The following is a 23,810-nucleotide window of genomic DNA, read 5'->3' as shown; positions in this document are numbered from 1 at the left end:
ATGACCTGATGAATACATCAATGGCCCTACACACAGATAAATATCAAATTAATATGATGTATGCACACTGGAAGAATGGCACTCACAATCAGCAGACTGTGTTCGAAGCTTTTTTCCGCAAGCTGCCCTTCCATAACGGGTATGCTGTGTTCGCTGGCCTTGAGCGCATCGTTGAATATATTGAACGCTTGCATTTTACAACAGAAGATATTGAGTATCTCGGCATGCAGGAGGAGCAGTACGAGGAAGCATTTCTGGAGGAACTGCGCAACTTCCGCTTTACGGGACAGATCGATGCGGTTCGGGAAGGTACGCTTGTATTTGCGAATGAACCGCTTATTCGTGTTGAAGGACGCGTGTTCGAGACTCAGCTGATTGAGACGGCACTGCTGAACTTCATGAACTTCCAGACACTCATTGCAACGAAGGCATCGCGCATTAAGCATGTTGCCTCCACTGATATTCTGATGGAATTCGGCACACGTCGTGCACAGGAAGCCGACGCAGCTCTATGGGGGGCACGCGCCGCTTACTTGGCTGGCTTCCATGCAACGTCCAACATGCTGGCAGGCCGCAGATTCGGCATTCCGACAAAAGGTACGCATGCACACGCATGGGTGCAGAGCTTCGAGAGCGAGGAAGAGGCATTCCAAGTGTTCGCTGAAGCATTGCCTGATCAGGTGACGCTGCTCGTTGATACGTATGATACGCTGCACAGTGGAATACCGAATGCCATTCAGATTGGTATGGAGTTGGAGAAGAAAGGGAAGAAGCTGCAAGCCATCCGACTCGATAGCGGCGATATTGCCTATTTGTCGATTCAAGCCCGCAAGTTGTTGGATGATGCTGGTTTGAAGGATGTACAAATATGTGCGTCCAATGACCTGGATGAATATACCATCTCAGACTTGAAATCACAGGGTGCCCGCGTGGATATGTGGGGAGTTGGTACGCAGCTTATTACTGCAGCGGATCAGCCATCTCTTGGCGGAGTGTACAAGCTCGTATCGCGTGAAGTGAACGGCGAGATGAAGCCGACAATCAAGATTTCGGCTAATCCTGAGAAGGTAACGACACCAGGCAAGAAAGATGTATACCGCATTATTCATAAGAAGAAGAAAAAAGCAATTGCGGATTACATTTGCCTCTCTGAAGAAGATGAGGTAAAACGTCGGGCAAAGATTAAGTTATTCGATCCGATTCATCCATATTTGCACAAGTATGTAGAGCACTATGAAGCAGAACTGCTGCTTCAACCTGTATACCGGGACGGCAAACTAGTCTATGAGCGTCCGAATCTGGAAGAAATCCGTAATTACCATAAGGAGCAGCTTCAGCTGTTCTGGCCGGAATATTTGCGTAAGTCGAATCCGGAGCAGTATCATGTTGACGTAAGCACGAAGGCTTGGGAACTGAAGCGCGACATGATTGAATCACATGTTCAAGAGAAGGAAAAATGGCGTACATTCCAAATGGATGCCGGTGATATGGAAGATCATGATTAATTAGCGGGAACAATTGTTGGACAAGTATCATTCATTGATTCATTTATACAATCTTTACAAGCTTCTAGAAGTTCGTGTTGAGAGTAATGTAGATTCAGGCTAGGAAGCGGGGATAGAATCGCTGTCATGCTGCCAGGGCAACTGTGATAGCGATTTGCTTCTGTTCAGTCCTATCACTTGCAAGATCGTTAACGTTGTAATGATGTACATGCGAATAGGGAGAGTGAGATTGCATGAATCAGACGTTTGATGGATCCGGAATTCAGATGCGAAGCAGTGAGGTATTTACGCCACAGCATGGATTTACACAGGGCATAGAGGGGCCAGCTTGCGATAAGGAAGGCAACTTGTATGCTGTCAATTATGAACGACAAGGCACGATTGGCAAGGTAACGCCAGAAGGCGAATGCTCCGTATTCTTGGAGCTGCCTGAGGGATGCATTGGCAATGGTATACGCTTTACTCGCAATGGGGACATGTGCATTGCGGATTATGCAGGGCATCACGTATTCCGCTATTCCTTCGTGACGAAGGAACTGCACGTTCTGGCACATGATCCAACGATGAATCAACCGAACGATATTGCGATCATGGCAAATGATATTGTGTTTGCCAGCGATCCGAAGTGGGCCGATGATACAGGGCAAATCTGGCGTATTCGTCCAGATGGAGAAATGACTCTCCTGGAATCAGGGATGGGCACGACCAATGGCATCGAGGTTAGCCCAGATGAACGCTTGCTCTATGTCAATGAATCGGTTCAACGACGGATCTGGGTATATGATCTCCAGGAGGATGGCAGCATCTCGAATAAGCGTCTGCACCATCAGTTCCCTGATTTTGGATTGGATGGCATGCGATGTGATGTTGACGGCAACCTGTATGTCGCACGCTTCGGCAAAGGAACAGTCGCGGTTCTTGCTCCAGACGGAACCGTGACAGAAGAGATCCGCCTCCATGGAAGCAACTGCACGAATGTAACATTCGGCGGCGAAGACGGCTGTACGGTATACGTCACGATCATGGATCAAGGTAATGTCGAGCGATTTCGAGCGAATCGTCCTGGCCGCTGCCGACGTCTATTCGGACTCGTATAATTAATTCATAATAAGAGGAGCCCTAGCAGCGGGCTCCTCTCTCTTCTTGTGAACGGAATGGGGCTTGGGTAATAACTTGTAGATGATAGTTGCGGCTTAGACAGAACTCGAGGATTGTAAAGCCTATTATTTCTCGGGAAAGCGCAGAATTAGGCATGAATCGGCATGAATGTACAAAGTTCGACGAGTCACCTGCGAGGTACGGGCATCATGTATGTCGTATGATTCTCACAGCGGGTCGCTTCATGCATCATCGAATCATGAGAACCGGATATAGACATCTAACAACGGTGACAGAAAAGGGTGCGAATATGCAATCTTCCCATTGGAATATCAAACCTGGGGGCAAGCCTGCTCGCTATCCTGGCGCAATCACGGATGTACCAGGTATTGTTGTCGGGCATGCGCATGATAATGAGGCACATACAGGCTGTACAGTCATTGTAGCAGAACAAGGGGCTGTATGCGGCGTTGATGTCAGGGGATCAGCGCCTGGCACCCGTGAAACGGAGTTACTGCAGCCAACCGCTCTCGTTCAGCATATTCATGCATTGTGTCTCAGCGGCGGAAGCGCATTTGGACTCGCTGCTGCACAAGGGGTTATGCAGCGCTTGCAGGAGCAGGGGATTGGGCTTGATGTCGGCGTTGCCAAGGTGCCAATTGTTCCATCAGCTATTTTATTTGACTTGGCGATAGGCAATCCGACAGTCGTACCAACTGCAGAGATGGGTTATTCGGCTGTTGAGAATGCGACGTCTGAAGCGATTGCCGAAGGCAATGTAGGTGCTGGCGCAGGTGCAACGCTTGGCAAGTTCGCGGGAGTGGAACGAGCAATGAAGGGCGGATTTGGTACGGCTTCTGTACAATTGCCAAATGGTCTTGTTATTGGTGCGGCTGTTGCTGTCAATGCAGTTGGCGAAGTGAGACATCCGAAGCATGGTATAACATTAGCTGGGGCAAGAGCGGATGAGAAGGGACAGTTCATTGATCCGTTGTCTTTCCTAACGCAATTGGCTAATCCCTTCCAAGCGACGATGAAGCCGGGGACAAATACGACAATTGCCGCAGTCGCTTGCAATGGAACATTCACAAAGACCGAAATGACGAAAATTGCACAAATGGCGCATAATGGCTTGGCTCGTACCATTTATCCTGTCCATACGATGTATGACGGAGATACAGTGTTCGCGATGACAACAGGCGGAATAGACGCCTCTGTTGATCTGGCGGGCATGTGGGCAGCAGAGGTGCTCGCTTATGCCGTCCATAATGCCATCATTGCAGCGAACTCCGTTGAGGGTGTGCCTTGCTCACAAGAGTGGCTTGATTGACTGGTTTGATAGAATAGCTTGATAGTCTAGCTTGATGTGCATAACAGGAATGATTTAATAATGGCATTTTACATCGATACGTTGTAGAGGGGAATTACATCACATCATGAAATTCATACGAACATTGATTTGGTTTATTTATTTTTGGCTTTATTTACTTTTCATTATTCCTGGGATGTGGAAGGCCAATCGACTATACAAGCAAGGTCGGTATGAAGAACTGGATGCGTACACGGCCAAGCAGGTCGGAAGATGGGCGCGGTCATTGCTGCGTGTAGCCGGTGCGAAGGTAACGGTTCGTGGATTGGAGCATATCCCAGAAGGCGGAGCCGTCTTTATCTCGAATCATCAAGGGAATTTCGATGTGCCGATCATGCTTGGGCATGTTGGCAAGCCGAAGGCGCTGATGGCCAAGGCAGAGCTGGCGAAGCTGCCGTTCATTCGTGTGTGGATGAAGTACTTGCGCTGCATTTTCGTTGACCGCAGCAACGTACGCCAAGCCATGAACAGTCTGAATGAGGCGGGCAAGCTCGTAGAAAGCGGGCATCCGATCGTCATCTTCCCTGAAGGAACACGAAGCAAGAGTGAACACATCGGTGAGTTCAAAAATGGCGGCTTCCGCGTCGCTACGAAGACAGGGTTCCCTATTGTGCCTGTTCGGATATCTGGTTCTTACAAGCTGATGGAGGCGAATGGGAATTGGATTAGTCCTGCTCATGTGGAGGTAACCGTTCTTCCTCCAGTATCGACAGCTGGCCTGTCGAAGGAGGAGGCTGCGGAGCTTCCAGAGCAAGTACGTACAATGATTGTGAATGCGTAATAGAAAGGCGCACCGTCTACGGACAGTGCGCCTTTCGTTTATTCAGAATCAACTACCAACACTATTTCGGGAATACCGATGATATTGCTTGCTTAAGCACGCCTGCGGAATGATGAAGCTTCTGCATCTCGTCTTCAGACAGGTGAAGCTCGTATATATCGCGGATTCCTTGGCGATTTACGACGGCAGGAACGCCGATGTACACATCATCCAGACCATATTGTCCGGTCAGCAAGGCAGATACGGACAACACAGAGTTCTCATTCTTCAGAATAGCCTTTGTCAAGCGAGCCAAGCCCATTGCGATTCCGTAGTAGGTAGCCCCTTTACGCTCGATGATGTGATAAGCAGCATCGCGTACATTCAGGAAGATATCATCCAATTCTTCCTGTGTCGGCTCTCCATGCGTCTTGCGATAGTGCTCGAGCGGTTGGCCGCCAATGCTGACATTGCTCCACGCAGGGAGCTCAGTGTCTCCATGTTCGCCCATAATGTAGGCATGGACGTTGCGCGGATCAACGCCGATTTTTTCGCCGAGCAAATAACGCAGACGTGCGGTATCCAAAATTGTACCAGAGCCGATGACGCGGTGAGCAGGCAGACCTGAGTATTTCCAGGTTGCATATGTAAGAACATCGACTGGATTTGTTGCAACCAGGAACAATCCATCAAAGCCGCTCTCCATGACGGAAGTAACGATCGATTTGAAGATGTTCGCATTCTTGCCGATTAGATCAAGACGTGTTTCTCCTGGTGCTTGGTTCGCACCTGCTGTAATGACAACGAGGTCAGCATCCTTGCAATCGCTATAGTCTCCAGCCCATATGCGCATATTGGATGCGAACGGAAGACCATGATTCAAGTCCATCGCATCTCCTTCTGCTTTTTTGCGGTTAGCGTCGATAATGACTAGCTCAGCGGCCAACCCTTGATTGAACAACGCGAACGCGTAACTGGAGCCAACAAAGCCCGATCCGATCAACGCGACGCGGGACACTTTTGTCATTTGGGTCATAATAAGTGTGCCTCCTCGAAAGTAATAACAATAAGTTCATCTGTTAGACAATGGGCCTGAAGCCAGACTAACACTTAAATTTTAACCATTTTCCGAAGAAATAACCAACCCTAATTTACCATAGCGAGAAATTTGAGTTAGCTGAAGAAGCAACCTTCAAAAAAAGGGCTTGCATAGGGTAGGGGGGTATAGTATAGTTGATGCATGAGGTGGTGATACACAAATGTCAAACGAACGTATCGATGAACAAGTCGATGACGTGATGACCGCTGCTTTTGGTACAGAAGATGCTTGCCATGCAAGTGAAGAAGGGTGCGAGCACCACACTCCAGACGGGAAGCGGAAGAGTCATCACTCGGATGAGATGAAGAAGAAGCTGGTTCACCGCTTGAATCGCATTGAAGGTCAGGTGCGAGGCGTGAAATCCATGATTGAAAAAGATACCTACTGTGACGATGTGCTGAATCAAATCGCATCCATCCAGTCTGCACTTCATTCAGTTGGCAAATTGCTGCTCGAAGGGCATATGAAGAGTTGTGTCGTTGAGCGATTGCAAGACGGGGAGCCGGAAGTCATTGACGAGCTGCTAACAACGATTCATAAATTACTAAAATAAGAACATGGCCTGTTCCCTTAAGGAATGGACGACAGAGGAGGAAGTATGATGGTTAACGAAACATGGACAGTAGAAGGGATGACATGCGGGCACTGCAAGCAAGCAGTAGAACGTGCAGTAGAAGGTACAGGTGCAACTGCACAGGTTGATTTGGCTGCGAAGCAAGTAACCGTATCTTATGATGAGTCCAAAGTAAAGCCGGAACAAATCCGTGAGGCAATTGAGGATCAAGGTTATGACGTCGTTTAATGATTAGGCGCCGATTCTCATATTATGCTGAATACGCTGATTGATTACTGCAAAGAACACTCCTTCAGAGGAGTTTTCTTTTGGAATCAAATATAGGGTATAGGGGTATGTTTGAGAAGGATAAGGAGGACATGACAATGGCAGAAAAGCAAGCAACGTTGCCGATTGAAGGAATGACCTGTGCCGCATGTGCAACACGAATTGAAAAAGGCTTGAATCGTATGGACGGCATCGCAGAAGCATCTGTCAATCTTGCTTCAGAACGAGCGGCCGTGCAATATGACGGTGATGCAGTAACCTTGCAGCAAGTCGTTGATAAGATCGAGCATCTCGGATACAAGGTTCCGGTAGAAACGTTGGATTTGCAAATTGAAGGAATGACTTGTGCCGCTTGCTCCACTCGCATTGAGAAGGGGCTGAGCCGTATGCAGGGAATACAGACGGCAGCAGTCAATTTAGCAACGGAGACGGCGAAGGTCACCTATATCGGACTGAAGCAAGAAGATATATTGAATAAGATCTCCCAGCTAGGTTATACGGGGCGGCTGAAGAAGGAAGAAGGCGAGAGTGAACAGGAATCGCCAACACAGCGGAATATGCGTCGATTGCGTAATACGTTCCTCGTCTCTGCCCTATTGTCCATTCCACTACTGTGGTCCATGGTGGGACATTTTTCTTTCACTTCATGGATTTGGGTGCCGGAATGGTTCATGCACCCTTGGGTGCAAATGGTACTGGCAGCGCCGGTTCAATTTATTATAGGGGCACGCTTCTACGTTGGGGCATTTAAGGCACTCCGCAGTGGGAGCGCCAATATGGATGTGCTTGTTGCGCTCGGTACGACCTCAGCCTATGTGTACAGTGTGTACTTGGCGTGGCAATGGCAGATTGGCGAGCTTCACCATCCTGCGATGTATTTTGAGACGAGTGCTGTTCTCATTACGCTCATTCTTCTGGGGAAATGGCTGGAGGCTTCAGCTAAAGGGCGGTCTTCTCAAGCGATCCGAGCTTTGATGGGGCTGCGTGCCAAAACGGCAACCGTTGTGCGCGACGGTGAACAAGTGGAAGTGCCTGTGGAAGATGTGGCAAGTGGGGATCTCGTACTTGTTCGCCCAGGTGAGAAAGTACCGGTAGACGGCATTGTAGTTAGCGGGACATCGACCGTGGATGAATCCATGCTTACCGGTGAAAGCGTCCCTGTTGAGAAGCAAGCTGGCGATAATGTATATGGGGCTACCGTGAATGCGCAGGGGGCATTTACGATGAGAGCGACTCAGGTCGGCTCCGAGACGGCGCTCTCGCAAATTATTAAAATCGTTGAGGAGGCGCAGGGCTCCAAGGCTCCGATTCAGCGGATCGCTGATAAAATATCAGGCATCTTCGTGCCGATAGTCGTTGGAATTGCGGTGCTTGTATTCTTAATTTGGTATTTCGCTGTTGAACCAGGCAACTTCGGTGTAGCCTTGTCTCGTACCATTGCCGTACTCGTAATTGCTTGCCCGTGTGCGCTCGGCTTGGCAACGCCAACGTCGATTATGGCGGGAACCGGACGTGCTGCGGAATATGGTGTACTATTCCGTGGCGGCGAACATCTGGAAGGTGCCTATCGGGTGCAGACGGTTGTGCTCGACAAGACAGGAACCGTAACAGAAGGGGCTCCTTCGCTTACAGATGTTGTACTGCATGATGGGAATGAAGACGAGAAGACAGAACTCTTGACCTTACTGGCATCTGCTGAGAAGCAGTCCGAGCATCCATTGGCACAGGCGATTGTGAAGGGATTGTCGGAGCAAGGAATCAGCACGGTTGAACCGGATTCATTCCGAGCTGAACCTGGATATGGAATAGCGGCTGAGGTGAATGGGCATCAGATCATTGTCGGCACACGCAGATGGATGGAGAAGAACGGGGTAGCAAGCGGCGATGCGGAGGAAGCATTGCAAGACATGGAGCAGGCAGGCAAGACGGCAATGCTCATTGCGGTTGATGGCAGCTGGAAAGGCATAGTTGCCGTTGCCGATCAAGTGAAGGCTTCCTCGAAGAAGGCCATCGAGCGGCTGCATCAAATGGGGATACGCGTTGTTATGATGACAGGAGACAACACCCGCACGGCCAGAGCAATCGCGTCACAAGTAGGGATTGATGATGTATTTGCAGAGGTGCTGCCTGAACAGAAGGCACAGCATGTGCGCGAGCTGCAGCAGAGAGGCAGTGTCGTCGCCATGGTAGGCGATGGAATTAATGATGCGCCAGCTCTGGCAGCAGCGGACATTGGGTTCGCGATCGGTACAGGTACGGATGTAGCAATGGAGACGGCAGGCGTAACCTTAATGCGTGGCGACTTGAACGGCATTGCGGATGCGATGGAGATGAGCCGCCGTACCATGCGCAACATTAAGCAGAACTTGTTCTGGGCACTCGTATACAATACGATAGGCATCCCGATTGCAGCAATCGGATTGCTTGCCCCGTGGCTTGCAGGAGCGGCTATGGCCTTCAGCTCGGTATCCGTTGTACTGAATGCACTGCGGCTTCAACGCATCAAGCTGTAACCTGGCACAATTTCTCGGTAGAGATCGTGATGTTCCTAAACAGAAGGTAGCATATAAACATATCGCCGAACGTATTATGCGGTAATGATGATGCGGATCATTGACGAACTGTCAACTTTGGTGTTAACAAAAGTGGCGGCCACATGGTATGATCAAATCGGATGAAAGGTATGATTAAGGAGGTCTGAACATGCAATTACGCGTTACAGCGAAGGCAGTCGAGCGTTTTTTGGCTGATTGGGGATTCACAGCAGGAGACTCAGTACGCATATTCGTCCGCTACAGCGGATTCAGTGCTTCAGGACCTTATTCATTCGGCATCATGAAAGACAGTCCGCAATATCCAGCAGTGACGGAAGTTGTGAACGGCATTACGTTCTTTATGGAGCAAAATGATGTATGGTTCTTGGATAATCGTGAATTGACGCTAGATGAGAAAGGTGAAGATATTGTCTTTCTGCATGAAGGAATGGTCATCTAGCGCATCAACCCGTAATCATCAATAGGCGAGCCGAGAGGCTCGCCTATTGTGCATGGATAGAAGCTTAGTGAATCGGAGTTTAATGAAGATAATGTGACAGCTCCGGGATTTGTTTATTTTGGTTAGAGATGAGAAAAAATCCTTGTCATTCGTTCTGGTTAGATATATAATCGTTCTCAATTGGGGGAAGCGTGACTGCGACTTTCAATGCAATTGAATAGGAGGAAACAGGTGCTTCGGGTAACGTCGAAGCTTAATAGGGAAGCCGGTTGAAAATCCGGCGCGGTCCCGCCACTGTGACAGTTGAGGTATTGCGAGAGAGCCACTGGTCGTAATCGATCGGGAAGGCTGCAAAGGCCAATGAAGCTGAAGCCAGGAGACCTGCCTGTTTTGACAACACTGTTCGTACCTACGGGAGATAGGGAAGTGTTCGTAAGCATGGATATCGGTTTTCGATTCCTCTTAGCATGAGGGCAGTCTGCTAATGAGACGGAAGGATCGATCTATTCCACTATGACTTCATGGACGTTTACGAGACATTTCTGTTGTTGGACAGGAATGTCTTTTTTGCATATTGGGATGCAATGAAATTCTGAAGTCTGAGTGATAAAGTCACATATGGTGGGATAGAGCGCTCAACTGCAATCTTAATTCCGTGTTAAGCGATGGAAATTGTCCAATTATATCCCGTACGGCAAAATGACTCATGGAGAGGGGCAGTATGATGACAGTTCATTCAATCAAGACAAGCACAGCAGGTTACCCTCGGATCGGATACGACCGGGAATGGAAGAAGGCATTGGAGCAATATTGGGCTGGGAATAGTTCTGTTCAGCAGCTGGAAGAAGAATTGGCGCGCATCAATGATGTTCGGCTGAAGACGATGCAGGACGCTGGCATTGACCTGATTCCAGTAAATGATTACTCCTGGTATGATCATGTGCTTGATATGACGGCCACATTCGGATTGATTCCGTCACGGTTTGCATATGATGGTGGAGAAGTTAACGCAGATTTGCTGTTCGCCTTGGCTCGCGGTACACAGGATGCGGTAGCTTGCGAGATGACGAAGTGGTTTAATACGAACTATCACTACATTGTGCCGGAATGGGAAGGCAAGGCGCCGCAGCTTACGGTCAATCGCCCGCTGCAAGCCTATCGCCAAGCGAAGCAGATTCATGGCATTGAAGGTAAGCCAGTCATCATCGGGCCATATACTTATGTCCGCTTTATTAAAGGGATTAAACCGGAAGAGCGCCTGAACGTTCTTCGCCAATTCGTAGGGGTATACGGACAGTTGCTTAGCGAGTTGGAGGGTGAAGGTGTGCAGGCTGTGCAATTGGATGAACCTGCATTCGTGCTGGAAATGCCAAGTGAGCATTGGGCTGCTGTGAAGGAAGTCTATGCCGAATTGCGCAAGGCAGCACCAAGCTTATCGTTCTGGGTTCAGACCTACTTCGATGCGGTGTCCGACTACGAAGCGTTCGTATCGCTTCCGGTGGATACGCTCGGATTAGACTTTGTTCATGATAAAGGGAGAAATGAAGCAGCGCTTCGTCAATTCGGATTCCCTGCGCAGAAGCAGCTTGCTGTCGGCATTATTGATGGCCGCAATATTTGGCGTACGGACTTGGCGGCTGCTGCAGTATGGCTGGAGTCTGTGGAAGAGATTGTACCGAAGGAACGCTGGATTATTCAGCCATCATGCAGCCTGCTTCATGTACCACTCACGGCGGAGCGGGAAACTGAGCTGCCAGCACCAGTGCGCGAGGCATTGGCATTCGCGGATGAGAAACTGGATGAGACTGCTCTGCTTGCGCGCCATTTCTCAAGCCCGAGTGAAGAGACACGTGCAGCGTTAGCAGAGAGCGGTGCTCGTGTTCAAGCATGGCGGACGGAGCCGTCAAGACAGCGTCCGCAAGTCGTTCAAGCGTTGGAAGAACTGCTTCGTACGGAGAAGGAAAAAGGAATTGAACGTCTTCCATTCGAGGAACGCAAGGAGCTTCAGCGCAAGCGCTGGCCATCGCTTCCGCTGCTGCCGACCACAACGATTGGCAGTATGCCGCAATCGGCGGATATCCGGCGCGCGCGCCTTCGCTTCCGCAAGGGAGAATGGGATGCGAAGACGTATGAAACCTATTTGGAAGAGGAAATGACACGCTGGATTCGCATTCAGGAAGAGATCGGCATTGACGTGCTGGTACATGGTGAATTCGAACGCACGGACATGGTCGAATACTTTGGCGAGAAGCTGGACGGATTCGCATTCACGAAGTTCGGCTGGGTTCAATCCTATGGCTCGCGCTGTGTAAAACCACCGGTTCTGTACGGAGATGTGGCGTTCACAGAGGCGATGACGGTGAAGGAAACGGCATTTGCACAGTCCTTGACGTCTCAGCCGGTTAAGGGGATGCTTACGGGCCCTGTAACGATCTTGAACTGGTCGTTCGTTCGTGACGACATTCCTCGCGAGCAGGCGGCATTCCAGCTGGCGTACGCGCTTCGCCAAGAGATTGCAGCACTGGAGAATGCAGGCATTGGCATGATCCAGGTCGATGAGCCCGCAGTGAAGGAAGGTATGCCGCTTAAGGCGGAGGATGCTGTCTATTATACGGATTGGGCAGTGCTTGCTTTCCGGCTTGCAACATGCGGAGCAGCGCCTGAGACGCAAGTACACACGCACATGTGCTATTGCGACTTCTCCGACATGGTCGATACGATCCGCAAGATGGATGCGGACGTGATCTCGCTCGAAACGGCACGCAGCGGCGGCGATATGATTGCTACACTGGAGGAGCAGAGCTATGAGCTTGGCATTGGTCTGGGTGTATATGATATTCACAGTCCACGTGTGCCTGCTGTAGAAGAGATTGATCGGATCATCGAGCAGGCGCTTCGTGTCCTGCCGGTTGAGACGTTCTGGATTAACCCAGACTGTGGTCTGAAGACGCGCCGCGAGCCGGAGACGGTAGCTGCACTGCGCAACATGGTAGAAGCAACGAAGCTTGCTCGCGCACGCCATGAAGCGGCAGTATCGACTGAAGCATAAGAACTGATCCTCGCTAGTTTTCATCGCCGCACATAGACCTTCCATATTTCTTCATTATCATAGGGAAAGGCCATCTCTTGCAGTCATCGCGACTGCCATGCAGAGATGGTCTTTTTTTATAACGTGAAACCTTCAAATTTAAAATACGTAATATATGGTAAATCGACATTTTTCTTTTCCTGCACGTGAGTGAATGAGATGAACATTGGTTATTCATATGTTAAAGGAATACCGGAGCAACCAAACATGTCGATTAATGAAAATTATGTTATAATAGAGATGTAAGCGGATACATGATTCCTGCTTCCATCTTCCTTATCATACGGAGGCAGAAAGGTGGGATCTGATATGCGTTGGTTCACACAATGGTTCAAACGGGATAAGAAAAACTCTAAGGTAGCTCTTGAAGCGGTGCATGTAACGTTAGAAGATGTCCGCAGAGCGGTGCTTCAATACGAGAAAGATATGCCAAAAGAGATTAAACGAACGACCCTGCTCCTAGGGGATCAAAGCATTGATTTGAAACGCCTGCGCCGTTATTTAGGTGGAGAATCGGATCAGAAGTTCTATATGTCCCATTACACGTACGAAATATTTGAAGAGAAAGACAAGCACATTCCGATATATCTAGATATGGTTCAGGCGGCGGTCGATGATTATTTGGATGAACATGATGATCTTCCTGTACTCACGGGAACACGCAACCGCCAAGTCCATTATGACCTGCTCATGCAGCGCCATTATTTAAAAGAGAAGCCGCCTATCTCTTTCTACTTAACGACAGAGCAATTTTTACTGACTCACGAAGAGGATTGGCATAAATCACAAGCAGCGATTCCAATTGATTTGTAATTGAATTGGCACGAATAACAAGAGCTTGCCCTCATTGGCTGAGGGTGAGTTCTTTTTGTTTATTTTCCAGTTAAAATTCTGGGGTGATTAGTGGTATCCTATTACAGGGTATGTCTACATTAGATGTAGTCGAATAGCGAGGTGTGCAATCATGGATATTATCGGATGGATGGCAGAGCAGAAGATTCAAGAGGCAATGAATGAAGGTGGATTCGATGAGCTGCCAGGCAAGGGGAAGCCTCTGGTGCTCAAAGACTTGTCGCATGTTCCTGAGGAATTGAGACCAGCTTATTTGATGATGCAGAATGCGGGCCTGTTGCCGGAAGAGCTGCATGTAGGACGCGAAGTCGTTCGCTTGGAACAGCTTCTCGCTGCATGCACTCCCGAAGATGAACAGAAGATTGGTGACACACGCAGGCAGCTGAATGAACGGAAGCTGCGGCTGCAAATGATGATGGAGGAGCGGGGATGGGCTGTTGTACCTGCGTTCGCCCAGTATGAATCACAGATTGTGAACAAGGTTTCGCGTGTTAAGGAGCCTCAGCGTGAGGACTAGAGTACAGGCTGGACAGCATAACATGCTGACGCATGTGAACCCGCTAACCAAGAAACGATAGATATAACCATATATATCTCATCAGCGAGATGCTGATATGTTCATCGCAATGTTGGTTGAAGGAAGGAAAGGTGTACATTACGTATGACGACCTATTGGCAGCAACTTAGAAGAGAGCTCCCTCATTGGGTAGAGGAGAGCCGGACAGTATCACAGGATGGAGAGGTCGCTTCATATATACCGGGGCTTGCAAATGCTCCGAAGGATGGGCTGTGCATATCCTTGTTCGGTATTCAAGGTGAACAGGTGCATGCAGGCGATTGCAAGTTCAAGTTTACAATGCAAAGCATATCCAAGGTCTTCTCACTGCTCTTGGCCTTGCTCGATAGCGGCGAGGCAGTTGTATTTAATAAGGTAGGGATGGAGCCCACCGGTGATGATTTCAACTCGATCTTGAAGCTTGAGCTCGTTGACCCTGGGAAGCCGTTCAATCCCTTTATCAATGCAGGGGCGATTACTATCGCCTCGTTAATTGAGGGGGGAACGCCTGAGGAAAAATCAATGCGCATGCTTGAATTCATTCGAGAATTGGCGGATGACCCTACCATCACGTGGAATGAGGAAGTATACCAATCCGAGAAGGATACGGCACATCGGAATCGTTCATTGGCTTATTTCTTGAAGGATAATGGTGTACTTGAAGCGGATGTGGAGGATACGCTGGAGGTGTATTTCCGCCAATGCGCAATTGAGGTAAATACCGATCATCTTGCGCGTATGGCTCTTGTATTGGCAAATGGCGGCTGCAATCCACAGACAGGACGCTGCTACATTCCGAAGCATTATGTGCAAATTGCGAATTCGTTCATGGTGACGTGCGGCATGTACAATGCCTCGGGAGAATTTGCGATTCAAGTGGGCATCCCGGCCAAGAGCGGTGTGTCTGGCGGTATTCTTGCAGTCATTCCTGGCAAGATGGGAATCGGTGTCGTTGGGCCTTCCCTGAATAAGAAAGGCAATAGTGTAGCAGGGGTACATCTGCTTGGCGCTTTGTCCGAACGATACGATTGGAGCATTTTTTAGCACGCCGCTAAGCCGCAATGAAGAACACGAAATGTGCTCCTCTTACATAGGCTGACATAGTACCTTCTTCGTACGGACTACTTAGAAACGAGGGATGTGTAAGATGTCGTCTAATGAACCAGAGATTACGTGTCGGGTAGGATCATTGCAATCCATCATACGAGTGCCTTCTGTCCGACCGGTATCGGGTAAGCGGGATCGTATTCCAGAAACCTATCCGCCTATGGATTCGAGCCTATTTGTAACCTCAGCAGCCAGTACCTATTCCCTAGCGGAGCAGGCGGTACGTGTGCTTGATCGACTGAGGAGCTCGCATTCTCTGGCGACTGCCGTTATGGACGCAGCGCAGCGGGGCAACAAGGCTGAGGTGATACGGCTTATACGCGAGATTGGGGTACAGTCGAGGTTGGATGTGAAATTTACGCCAGATGGTATCCAAATCATTTTTAATACGGATCCTGCGGCGGGACGATGCTGCGAGCTGGAAGTGAAGATGCGCTGGAATCCGAGCTAATCCTAAGCAATAGAGAAAAGCGCCACATCCATGGGATGGGCGCTTTTGTATTTCATTGTGCTCAAAAAATAAGGATCATATCTTATTGATTCGCTGGGAATGATTCATGGAACACCGTACGCTGCAATGGCAAGCGGCTTGTTGCATGTGCAGGTGCAGCTGCTTTGCCAAGTGTAATAAGCATCACCGGCACATAGCGGGACGGGATGTTGAATTCCGTAACGAACTGCTCCTTGCTAAAGCCGCCCATTGAGCAAGTGTCCCAGCCTTTAGCTTTGGCAGCAAGCATCAATTGCATGGCAGCAAGTGAACTGTTGAGGATCGCTGCTTCGGTGCCAACCTGCTCGGAAGATGCATAGGCGCGGTTAATGTTGCCTACCAGTGTATCATGCACTTGCTGCGAGATGTTGCCTGCTTGCAGCTGCTCGCCATACAATTCTGACGCCATCAGGTTCGCTTGTGTGTCGCCAAGCACGGCAATGACAGCCGAGCAGTCAACAACCTGCTGCTGATTATAGGCGATGGGCAGTAGCTTCTGCTTCGTATCTTCCTGTTGGAAGACGAGGAAGCGCCAATGCTGCAAGTTCCAAGCAGATGGTGCGGATCCGGCAAGCTCCAAGATCTCGTTCAATTCGGAAGAGGCAATTGGTGTATGTGGAACATATTTGCGAACAGAGTGGCGTGACAGCATAGCTTCGCTTGCATTCATTGATGTAGTCATCGTATTTAGTCATCCTTTCAAGGCGATATACGCATATAGGGTATAATATTCTATTTCTAGCTTTTGCTAACAAATATATAGTAGCATAATTATCGTTATTGAAGCAACGATTCAACGATCAAGATGTTGAATGCGGAGACCGCTTATCTCACTTATAGCGTGTACATTTGTTATCTTGTTATGAGTATATTTTTCAGAAGAAGGTTGTTTTGGCACGAAGGGGCGTAATGTACATAAGTTGCAGAACTGAAATTGATATGTATCATGATGAGTAAGGAAATATTGTCCGATGGTTAGACGTTTATGAAGAAGACATGAATAAGGCGTGTACATAAGAGCAATTGAAAGGTATGAAAGGAGTCGGGGATGGAGCATCATCAGATTGAAGTTGGTCTAGCGGGCTGGGGGGATCAAGATGCGCTGTATGGGCCGGGGACAAGAGCTGCTGAGAAGTTAAGTGAATATGCACGGCATTTTTCCATCGTCGAATTGGACAGTTCTTTCTATGCAGTTCCTTCTCCTGAGCGAATGCTGGGTTGGTGCGAACAGACACCTGAGCACTTCGGATTTATCGTTAAGGCGTATCAGGGGATGACAGGGCATTCTCGCGGTAAGCATCCTTATACGAGTACGAAGGAGATGTTTCACGTGTTCCGTCAATCCGTCGAGGCGCTCCAAGAAGCGGGCAAGCTTAGAACAGTGCTGTTTCAGTATCCTCCCTGGTTCCATTGCGACCGCAGAAATGTAGACATCTTACGGCGTACGCGGAAATGGATGGAGGGCTTGCCTGTTGCTCTTGAATTCAGACATCAGAGCTGGTTTGTGGAACCAGTGCGTGAGCGGACGCTTGCATTTATGCGCGAGGAAGGCTGGATTCATAGTATTTGCGATGAACCACAGGCAGGTGAAGGAAGTGTGCCAACGGTACTTGTACCGACACAGGCAGAGGCTACCATGATTCGGATGCACGGCCGCAATGAATCTGGCTGGAATGCAAGCGGTCAGCCGAATTGGCGAGATGTTCGTTATTTGTACCGTTATGATGAGCAAGAGCTTACAGAGTGGAAAGGACATATCCAATCTCTCTTGATGAATACGAACCGCTGCTGGATGATCTTCAACAATAATTCGGGAGGCGATGCAGCGCACAATGGGAAGCAGTTCAAGCGTATGCTTGGACTGGAAGATCCGCCGCTCCCAGCTGAGCAGCTGACATTATTTGATTAAGAAGATAGGAACAGTTATTTTCAGAAATTGTTACTTCCTTTCAGTAAAAAAATGAGGTATACTTACCGCTACAATCATAAAGCAGCGTCTTCTCGTATAGGTGCAGGAATTGGCCTGCATGTTTCTACCCAATCACCGGAATGATTGGACTACGGGGAACCAGCGTGCCGCACATTATGTCGTGGATTTGGGTGAATACGTCCGTATTCCGTAATACTGCAGCGCGGCCGTTTCTTTCAGTGATTCTGCTGGGAAACGAGGTTCACAGTCGATAGCTTGCATGTTTGTTAGGCTGACGATTCGAATCGTACAAGCACTAACCAGCATTCAGGTTTCGTACAACCCGATTCCAATCACCTTCCTGCAGCGGAGGGGATTGGAATCGGGTTGTTGTCGTATTAGAGAAGAGAGACGTTCAACTGTATACGTCGAAAGGGGAACTGGACATGAAACAGCTTCAGGATAAGATTACTCAAGAGGGATTAGTGCTCGGCAACAATGTATTGAAGGTGGACTCGTTCCTTAATCATCAGATGGATCCAGCGCTTATGCAAGCGGTTGGTCAAGAATTCGTGCGTCGTTATGCAGGTGAACGTATTACGAAGGTACTTACCATTGAATCTTCCGGGATCGCCCCAGGTTTGATGACAGCACTGGAGTTGAATGTACCGCTCATCTTCGCTCGCAAGCAGAAGTCATTGACACTGCGCGAAGACATTATTGTGGAGAAGGTATATTCCTTCACGAAGCAAGAGACAAATGAGGTGACTGTGTCGAAGCGCTTCTTGTCTGCTGATGATCGTGTACTGATCATTGATGATTTCCTTGCAAATGGTGAAGCGGCTTCTGGTCTGGCTCGAATTGTGGAACAGGTAGGAGCAAGTGTAGCTGGTTTTGGAATCGTTATTGAGAAGTCATTCCAACCAGGACGCCAAATGCTGCTCGATGCAGGATACCGTGTTGAATCCTTGGCTCGCATTGCTTCCCTGTCAAATGAGGGCGTAACATTCGTGGATGAAGCTGCGGAAACGACATCGGAAGCGGTGCAGCAATGAGCCGAGTCGATAACCGTATTTTTGTAAAAAATCGGCATCCGCTGCAAACCTTCTCGCTCGGCTTGCAGCATGTGCTCGCTATGTATGCCGGAGCGGTTATCGTTCCGCTCATCGTGGGCGGCAATTTAGGATTCAATCAAGAGCAAATTACGTACTTGGTTGCCATTGATTTATTTATGTGCGGGATCGCCACACTGCTGCAAGTATTTGCGAATCGGTGGTTCGGCATTGGGATGCCTGTCGTGTTAGGCTGTGCGTTCCAAGCCGTTACGCCAATGATCGCAATCGGGAAGGATTTTGGCATTTCGTATATTTACGGAGCCATCATTGCAATGGGCATATTCGTCATCTTGTTCGGGGGCTTATTCGGCAAGTTAATTCGTTTATTCCCGCCTGTCGTAACGGGCTCTGTTGTAACGATTATCGGTGTAACGCTAATTCCTGTTGCATTCACGGATTTAGGAGGAGGCCAAGGCAATCCGGACTTCGGCAGTCCAACGAACTTGCTGCTTGGCTTCGGTGTACTCATATTTATCGTTATTATGAACAAGCTGTCCGCTGGATTTATCCGTGCGGTATCGATCTTATTAGGGCTTGTCATTGGCACAACGATCGCAGCGCTCATGGGTCAGGTTGATTTCACTCCCGTAGCGGAGGCATCCTGGTTCCATGCAGTACAGCCATTTTATTTCGGCGTTCCGAAATTTAATATGACGGCTATCCTGACTATGATTATTGTAGCAATGGTCGGCATTGCTGAATCTACAGGCGTGTTCATGGCTCTAGGCAAAATTATAGACCGCGACGTGGATTCGAAGGATCTGGCACGCGGCTATCGGGCAGAAGGCCTGGCGATAACGATTGGCGGTATCTTCAATGCTTTTCCATATACAACGTATTCGCAAAATGTCGGGCTTATCCAAATGAGCCGTGTGAAAACACGTGATGTGATCGTGGTAGCGGGCGGATTGCTGATGCTGCTTGGACTTGTACCGAAAATTGCTGCATTAACGACGCTGATTCCGAGTTCAGTGCTCGGCGGCGCCATGGTTGCCATGTTCGGTATGGTTGTGTCGAGCGGTCTGCGGATGCTCGGCTCTCAAGTTGATATGAATCGGCATGAGAACCTGCTCATTATTGCCTGCTCGGTAGGGATGGGACTGGGTGTAACGGTAGTGCCTCAATTGTTCGCGAGCCTGCCGTCAACAGTTCGAATCTTAACGGATAACGGAATCGTAGCAGGAACATTTACCGCGCTGGTAATGAACCTGCTCTTCAACGGTACGAAGCAGCAATCTGATGGAACGCAGAGCGAGGAAGAAACTGAACATTCTGTAGCTTCTTAGGCTCTGAACAAGCTAGTCTGACAATAACCAATAGTTACGGCCCATTGGATGAATTCCAATGGGTTTTTTGCTATGCGGTATGTGTGCTCAATCATCGCCATAAGGCTCGAGCCTTTGGTTTCATGCAGGTCATTAACAATGATATTCAATAAAGCAATTCATAAAGCTGTGTAATTAATACATGCAATTAAGCTATTCATCACAAGCATTTTACATAAGCCACTCAAACCGTACTCGCACGAAATTGTCACATTTAAAGGATGGTGCATACTAGACAAAATTGTGAAGAAGATTGGATAATTATGTTATTCATGTGATTGGGGGGATCGCAATGGGTTGGTTCCGAAAGGAAAGTAAGCAGTCAGCAGAAGTTAAGCCGATCAAATCGGAAATCGCAGAGGACGCACCGCAAACGATAGCAACTGAACGAATGATGAGCAATTGGTTGGATGATGTCTTTACCCAATATGAGAAGAAGGGCGGATTGGAAGGTTTGCCTGGCAAGGGCAAGCCGCTAGAGGTACGAGGCGGAGATCCGTTGAATGGGGTGCTGCACAACGCGAATGTTGTCCCTTCCTGGCTTGCGCTTCAGCATGAGATTAGAGATGAACTGCAGCGTATTATGAAGCTGAGGAAGGATCAGCCCCAAGCCGACGTATCGGCTGCGATGTCCGATGTGAATCAGAAAATCGTGAAATATAACGCGAGCGTGCCATCTACATTATTCCAGAAATCCAAGGTTACATTAGATACGATAGAGGATCAATTGGCGAAATGGATGTAACAATAGTCCAGAAGCTGACATAAGAAGCAGATGCCCGCAGGATCGGTTAGCGCCGATTGTGCGGGCATCTTTATTGTTCAAGGAGCGAGTGGATTCGTCTCCTGCATCTTCAATTCCAGGGCAGCTGTTGAAACCTTTATGCGGAATAGGATTTATTCGGGAAGAAGAGCGCTAATGTTCCTGGGCCTGAATGAGCGCCAACTGCGCAGCCAATGGAACTAATCAGGAAGTTCGTCATCCCGAAGCGTTCAGTAATCATCGACTTCAACTGCTCCATCGCTTCTGCGTCATCACCATGGGCGATGCCGATGACCTGCTGCTTATCTTCGAGATTCGCTCGCTCCTCCATCAGCTCGACAAGGCGCTGAATGGATTTCTTTCTGCCTCTTACTTTATCGACGGGAATGAGTTTTCCATCCTCAACATGAAGCACGGGCTTAATATTGAGCAGTCCGCCAATGATGGCTGATGACTTGCTGACACGTCCACCACGATACAAATATTGCAGGTCATCGACCGTGAACACATGCTCCATTTGCCGGGCAAGCGATTGTGTGCGTGTAATAATCTCTTCCCTAGGCAATCCCTCATGAGCCCAGAGCGCAGCCTGTCGAACAACAAGGCCAAACCCAAGTGAAGCGCATTTGGAATCGATAATACTGCAAGTGAAGGACGGGAAGTCATCTTGTACCATATCATGCATAATGCGGGAAGAGGCATACGTTCCTGACAGTTCCGACGAGAACGCAATATAGATAGCTTCCTCGTTCGCTTCGGCAATCGATTGGAAGGTTGTCTGCAATACTTCCATCGAGAGTTGAGAAGTCTTATATACATTGCCTTCGCGCATGCCATCGAGCATGGCTTTCGGCGTAATAGTTACTCCGTCCTCATATTGTTCATTGTCTATAGTAACGATTAGCGGCATGACCGTAATCCCCAACTCGTCAATGACAGATTGAGGGAGGTCAACCGCGCTGTCGGTAAGAATGCGAATTGCCATAATCATTCTCCTTTTCTTCTTTCATGTTCATACCGAAGTACTTATCTCCATCATACCATGAGTTGCAGGGAAAGCGGTGAAGGAATGTGTCTATCATGCATTGTGAGATGTTGGGATTTATTAGTAATAATGAAGCTGAATCATCAGTCATATTTCCCCTCCTTCATACATAAGGGTAGGAGAACGAATGAATTGACAGGAAATGAGGGGATAGAATGGCGAAGAACAAACGCGGTAAATCATTGTGGAATCTGCCTTCACGTGGCCGAGGTACATGTCCGGTCTGCGCCAGCACTCGCATTAAGCTGCTGTATAATCGGACAAGAGGGAATGGTGTACAGATTAAGGTATGCAAGAAATGCTTTCAAGCACCGCAGGAACGAATTGATGCTTCATAATGGCAAGTCCAGATCCGATCGTAAAATGCCATTGATTAAGAATAAATATTCTTCCTTTAGCTTCGCTTCTTAGGGATCGCTGTTCTTATCGATGTGCCTACAATAGGTTGCCGCCCAGCGGGGGAGTGATTGACTGCCTGCGCTAGGGCGGCTTCTTCATGTGAGGCATGCCTTCACTTCCATGCTCTACTTCCTGTACAATAGACAGTAATGGAGCAAAGCGCGAGGAGGAGAAGATATGATATTAACTATCCAGGAACGGGATGAGATGTTATCGCAGCTCAATGACAACCAACGTGAGTTCCTGAATCACTATCTCGTTCGCTCTCGCCGCACGGCGTTCGCCAATGCGATGGCGAAGGAGAAGGGGCATCATGTTCCAGATCATGCGGCACCAGAGGACATCGAGGCGCTGTTAGATGATTGGATTTATACGGGGTATAAAGATGCGGGGACGATAAATCCAGAGCTGCGATGCGAATGCGGCCGTTCTCTTCGATATCAGCATGAGGTGAAAAACAGGAAAACAGGCGAGATCAAAAAATTCGGCATTGAGCACTTGAAGGAGCACTTAGGGATTGATGCTGCAATCGTGGCGACAATTAAGAAGGGATTCGAGGCTATTGATTATGAGCTTGATGAAATCTTATTAAAAATAGCCAACGATTGGCGACCTGCTCCAGATGCCTATTCTGTGGCAGATTTGCCTGAACAGCTACAACGGCAAATGTCGCTTGGACTGCCCTTGTTGGACAAGCAGATCAATATGCTGCGACGCAAGCCGGTGGTGAGGAATGCATCACCTTCGCCTAAGATAAGCGAATCGAGCGCTGCACCTGCTCCTGAACCTGAACCTGCTCCTGCACCAATTCTAGAGGAGTTCGACTTATGGTCATGGACGGAGCCCGAGCCTGCTGCTGCGGTTCAAGAAGGTAGTAATGCTGAGAATGGGCTTACTGCTGCTGAACAGGCGGCCGTGAAGCAATATGTGGAGAACGGTGTTGGCAGTGCGAGAGTAATCAGTGAATTGTTAATACGTGATCATGGTACGCCAGATCGCCGGTATATAACAGGCAAGCCTCTAATCTATCCGGATGTGTGCCAATTTATTGAGCAATCTTATCTAGACATTTCGGTCGAATTGAATGGAACTGAGGATCGCAAGTATACAATGCGGTAATCGAAGCTGGACGGATAGTAGTAGAATGAGTCTCGGATTTGATGTGAATCTCAACTGGTTATGACGTTATGTACTCGAATGGCGGCAGAGTAAGGAATATTTTTCTGAAGTAATACATGTGATAGGTTGATTTTTCCTAATTGTTCTGGATATAATGTGTAAAATGAAAATCGACGCAACAACGATGAACGGGAGAGTACTCTGCACAATCCGTGCTGCAGCGAATCGGGATGGTGGAAGCCGATACGGAATGGAGAGGAAGCGGACCCGGGAGTTGGTTCTGTGAACTGCCTCATATGAGGCCGTAGGAGAGCCCGGCGACAGCCGTTATTTATCGAGTGGACTCTTTTCGGAGCAGCAAGTTTCCGGGTAGGGT

General features: G+C 48.7%; 23 protein-coding genes, 2 riboswitches and 1 other annotated feature (1 of these 26 cut by a window edge). Of the genes, 19 read left to right on the top strand and 4 right to left on the bottom strand.

Annotation, left to right across the window (positions count from 1 at the left end; all coding sequences use genetic code 11):
* Positions 1–8 precede the first annotated feature (8 nt).
* The 4 genes from PBN151_RS08880 (at position 9) to PBN151_RS08865 (ending at position 4,753) form a co-directional block, all read left to right on the top strand.
* The gene (locus PBN151_RS08880; RefSeq protein ID WP_021256460.1) at positions 9–1,505 is read left to right on the top strand and encodes a nicotinate phosphoribosyltransferase; all 1,497 of its coding nucleotides are present in this window, start codon (positions 9–11) and stop codon (positions 1,503–1,505) included.
* Positions 1,506–1,738: 233 nt separating this feature from the next.
* Positions 1,739–2,602 (top strand): SMP-30/gluconolactonase/LRE family protein, encoded by an 864-nt coding sequence (locus PBN151_RS08875; protein ID WP_072728725.1) that lies wholly within the window; start codon positions 1,739–1,741, stop codon positions 2,600–2,602.
* 311 nt (positions 2,603–2,913) lie between these two features.
* Positions 2,914–3,933, top strand: coding sequence for a P1 family peptidase (locus PBN151_RS08870; RefSeq protein WP_072728974.1), 1,020 nt, complete (start codon positions 2,914–2,916; stop codon positions 3,931–3,933).
* A gap of 106 nt (positions 3,934–4,039) precedes the next feature.
* Complete coding sequence (locus tag PBN151_RS08865; RefSeq protein WP_072728724.1) at positions 4,040–4,753, top strand: lysophospholipid acyltransferase family protein; 714 nt, start codon at positions 4,040–4,042, stop codon at positions 4,751–4,753.
* 61 nt (positions 4,754–4,814) lie between these two features.
* On the opposite strand, the gene PBN151_RS08860 is transcribed toward PBN151_RS08865, so the two are convergent.
* A complete protein-coding gene (locus PBN151_RS08860; protein ID WP_065292260.1) occupies positions 4,815–5,768 on the bottom strand; it encodes an L-lactate dehydrogenase in 954 nt (317 codons plus the stop codon).
* A 223-nt stretch (positions 5,769–5,991) separates the two neighbouring features.
* Here PBN151_RS08860 and PBN151_RS08855 point away from each other — a divergent pair, with 223 nt between their 5' ends.
* The 9 genes from PBN151_RS08855 (at position 5,992) to PBN151_RS08815 (ending at position 15,720) form a co-directional block, all read left to right on the top strand.
* A complete protein-coding gene (locus PBN151_RS08855; protein ID WP_083189303.1) occupies positions 5,992–6,384 on the top strand; it encodes a metal-sensitive transcriptional regulator in 393 nt (130 codons plus the stop codon).
* A gap of 48 nt (positions 6,385–6,432) precedes the next feature.
* Complete coding sequence (locus PBN151_RS08850) at positions 6,433–6,633, top strand: cation transporter (protein WP_021262381.1); 201 nt, start codon at positions 6,433–6,435, stop codon at positions 6,631–6,633.
* Between the two features lie 137 nt (positions 6,634–6,770).
* On the top strand, positions 6,771–9,185 hold the full coding sequence (locus PBN151_RS08845; RefSeq protein WP_072728723.1) for a heavy metal translocating P-type ATPase: 2,415 nt from the start codon (positions 6,771–6,773) through the stop codon (positions 9,183–9,185).
* 190 nt (positions 9,186–9,375) lie between these two features.
* Positions 9,376–9,666 carry a HesB/YadR/YfhF family protein gene (locus tag PBN151_RS08840; RefSeq protein ID WP_021256452.1) on the top strand — a complete coding sequence of 97 codons (291 nt, stop codon included), beginning with the start codon at positions 9,376–9,378 and terminating at the stop codon, positions 9,664–9,666.
* A gap of 212 nt (positions 9,667–9,878) precedes the next feature.
* Positions 9,879–10,069, top strand: a riboswitch (cobalamin riboswitch).
* A 321-nt stretch (positions 10,070–10,390) separates the two neighbouring features.
* Positions 10,391–12,715: a 5-methyltetrahydropteroyltriglutamate--homocysteine S-methyltransferase gene (gene metE / locus PBN151_RS08835; RefSeq protein ID WP_072728973.1), complete on the top strand. Its 2,325-nt coding sequence runs from the start codon at positions 10,391–10,393 to the stop codon at positions 12,713–12,715.
* Positions 12,716–13,063: 348 nt separating this feature from the next.
* Positions 13,064–13,567, top strand: coding sequence for a DUF3939 domain-containing protein (locus PBN151_RS08830; protein WP_072728722.1), 504 nt, complete (start codon positions 13,064–13,066; stop codon positions 13,565–13,567).
* A 151-nt stretch (positions 13,568–13,718) separates the two neighbouring features.
* Positions 13,719–14,123, top strand: coding sequence for a DnaJ family domain-containing protein (locus PBN151_RS08825; protein WP_072728721.1), 405 nt, complete (start codon positions 13,719–13,721; stop codon positions 14,121–14,123).
* Positions 14,124–14,267: 144 nt separating this feature from the next.
* Entirely contained in the window at positions 14,268–15,206 is a 939-nt protein-coding gene (gene glsA, locus PBN151_RS08820; protein WP_072728720.1) for a glutaminase A, read from the top strand.
* Between the two features lie 103 nt (positions 15,207–15,309).
* Entirely contained in the window at positions 15,310–15,720 is a 411-nt protein-coding gene (locus tag PBN151_RS08815; RefSeq protein WP_083545076.1) for a YuzC family spore coat inner layer protein, read from the top strand.
* An 82-nt stretch (positions 15,721–15,802) separates the two neighbouring features.
* Here PBN151_RS08815 and PBN151_RS08810 read toward each other — a convergent pair whose 3' ends face one another.
* Positions 15,803–16,441 (bottom strand): nitroreductase family protein, encoded by a 639-nt coding sequence (locus PBN151_RS08810; RefSeq protein ID WP_072728719.1) that lies wholly within the window; start codon positions 16,439–16,441, stop codon positions 15,803–15,805.
* Between the two features lie 366 nt (positions 16,442–16,807).
* On the opposite strand from PBN151_RS08810, the gene PBN151_RS08805 reads away from it, so the two are divergent.
* Entirely contained in the window at positions 16,808–17,668 is an 861-nt protein-coding gene (locus PBN151_RS08805; protein ID WP_072728718.1) for a DUF72 domain-containing protein, read from the top strand.
* A 72-nt stretch (positions 17,669–17,740) separates the two neighbouring features.
* Positions 17,741–17,840, top strand: a riboswitch (purine riboswitch).
* A 2-nt stretch (positions 17,841–17,842) separates the two neighbouring features.
* Here the strand turns inward: PBN151_RS08805 and PBN151_RS31170 are convergent.
* A complete protein-coding gene (locus PBN151_RS31170; RefSeq protein WP_175560673.1) occupies positions 17,843–17,995 on the bottom strand; it encodes a hypothetical protein in 153 nt (50 codons plus the stop codon).
* A 119-nt stretch (positions 17,996–18,114) separates the two neighbouring features.
* Between PBN151_RS31170 and PBN151_RS08800 the strand changes: the two genes are divergently transcribed.
* From PBN151_RS08800 to PBN151_RS08790, 3 genes are all read left to right on the top strand, one after another.
* Positions 18,115–18,723 carry a xanthine phosphoribosyltransferase gene (locus PBN151_RS08800; RefSeq protein ID WP_072728717.1) on the top strand — a complete coding sequence of 203 codons (609 nt, stop codon included), beginning with the start codon at positions 18,115–18,117 and terminating at the stop codon, positions 18,721–18,723.
* Complete coding sequence (locus PBN151_RS08795; protein ID WP_072728716.1) at positions 18,720–20,069, top strand: nucleobase:cation symporter-2 family protein; 1,350 nt, start codon at positions 18,720–18,722, stop codon at positions 20,067–20,069. The genes PBN151_RS08800 and PBN151_RS08795 overlap by 4 nt, the downstream gene beginning before the upstream one ends.
* Before the next feature lie 331 nt (positions 20,070–20,400).
* Positions 20,401–20,853, top strand: a complete 453-nt coding sequence (locus PBN151_RS08790; protein ID WP_083545075.1) for a DnaJ family domain-containing protein — start codon at positions 20,401–20,403, stop codon at positions 20,851–20,853.
* 136 nt (positions 20,854–20,989) lie between these two features.
* On the opposite strand, the gene PBN151_RS08785 is transcribed toward PBN151_RS08790, so the two are convergent.
* The gene (locus tag PBN151_RS08785; protein WP_072728715.1) at positions 20,990–21,856 is read right to left on the bottom strand and encodes a DegV family protein; all 867 of its coding nucleotides are present in this window, start codon (positions 21,854–21,856) and stop codon (positions 20,990–20,992) included.
* Between the two features lie 215 nt (positions 21,857–22,071).
* On the opposite strand from PBN151_RS08785, the gene PBN151_RS08780 reads away from it, so the two are divergent.
* Together PBN151_RS08780 and PBN151_RS08775 are read left to right on the top strand one after the other, a co-directional pair.
* Positions 22,072–22,254 carry a hypothetical protein gene (locus PBN151_RS08780; RefSeq protein ID WP_021256440.1) on the top strand — a complete coding sequence of 61 codons (183 nt, stop codon included), beginning with the start codon at positions 22,072–22,074 and terminating at the stop codon, positions 22,252–22,254.
* Positions 22,255–22,492: 238 nt separating this feature from the next.
* Complete coding sequence (locus PBN151_RS08775) at positions 22,493–23,434, top strand: DUF3895 domain-containing protein (protein WP_072728714.1); 942 nt, start codon at positions 22,493–22,495, stop codon at positions 23,432–23,434.
* 175 nt (positions 23,435–23,609) lie between these two features.
* Positions 23,610–23,810: a binding site (T-box leader), on the top strand; it runs 43 nt beyond the window's last position.

This window comes from Paenibacillus sp. NAIST15-1 (assembly GCF_001894745.1).
In the GTDB taxonomy this organism is placed as follows: Bacteria; Bacillota; Bacilli; order Paenibacillales; family Paenibacillaceae; genus Paenibacillus_B; species Paenibacillus_B suaedae.
Note: the sequence above shows the minus strand (reverse complement) of the source record. Positions and strands in the feature narration are given on the sequence as shown.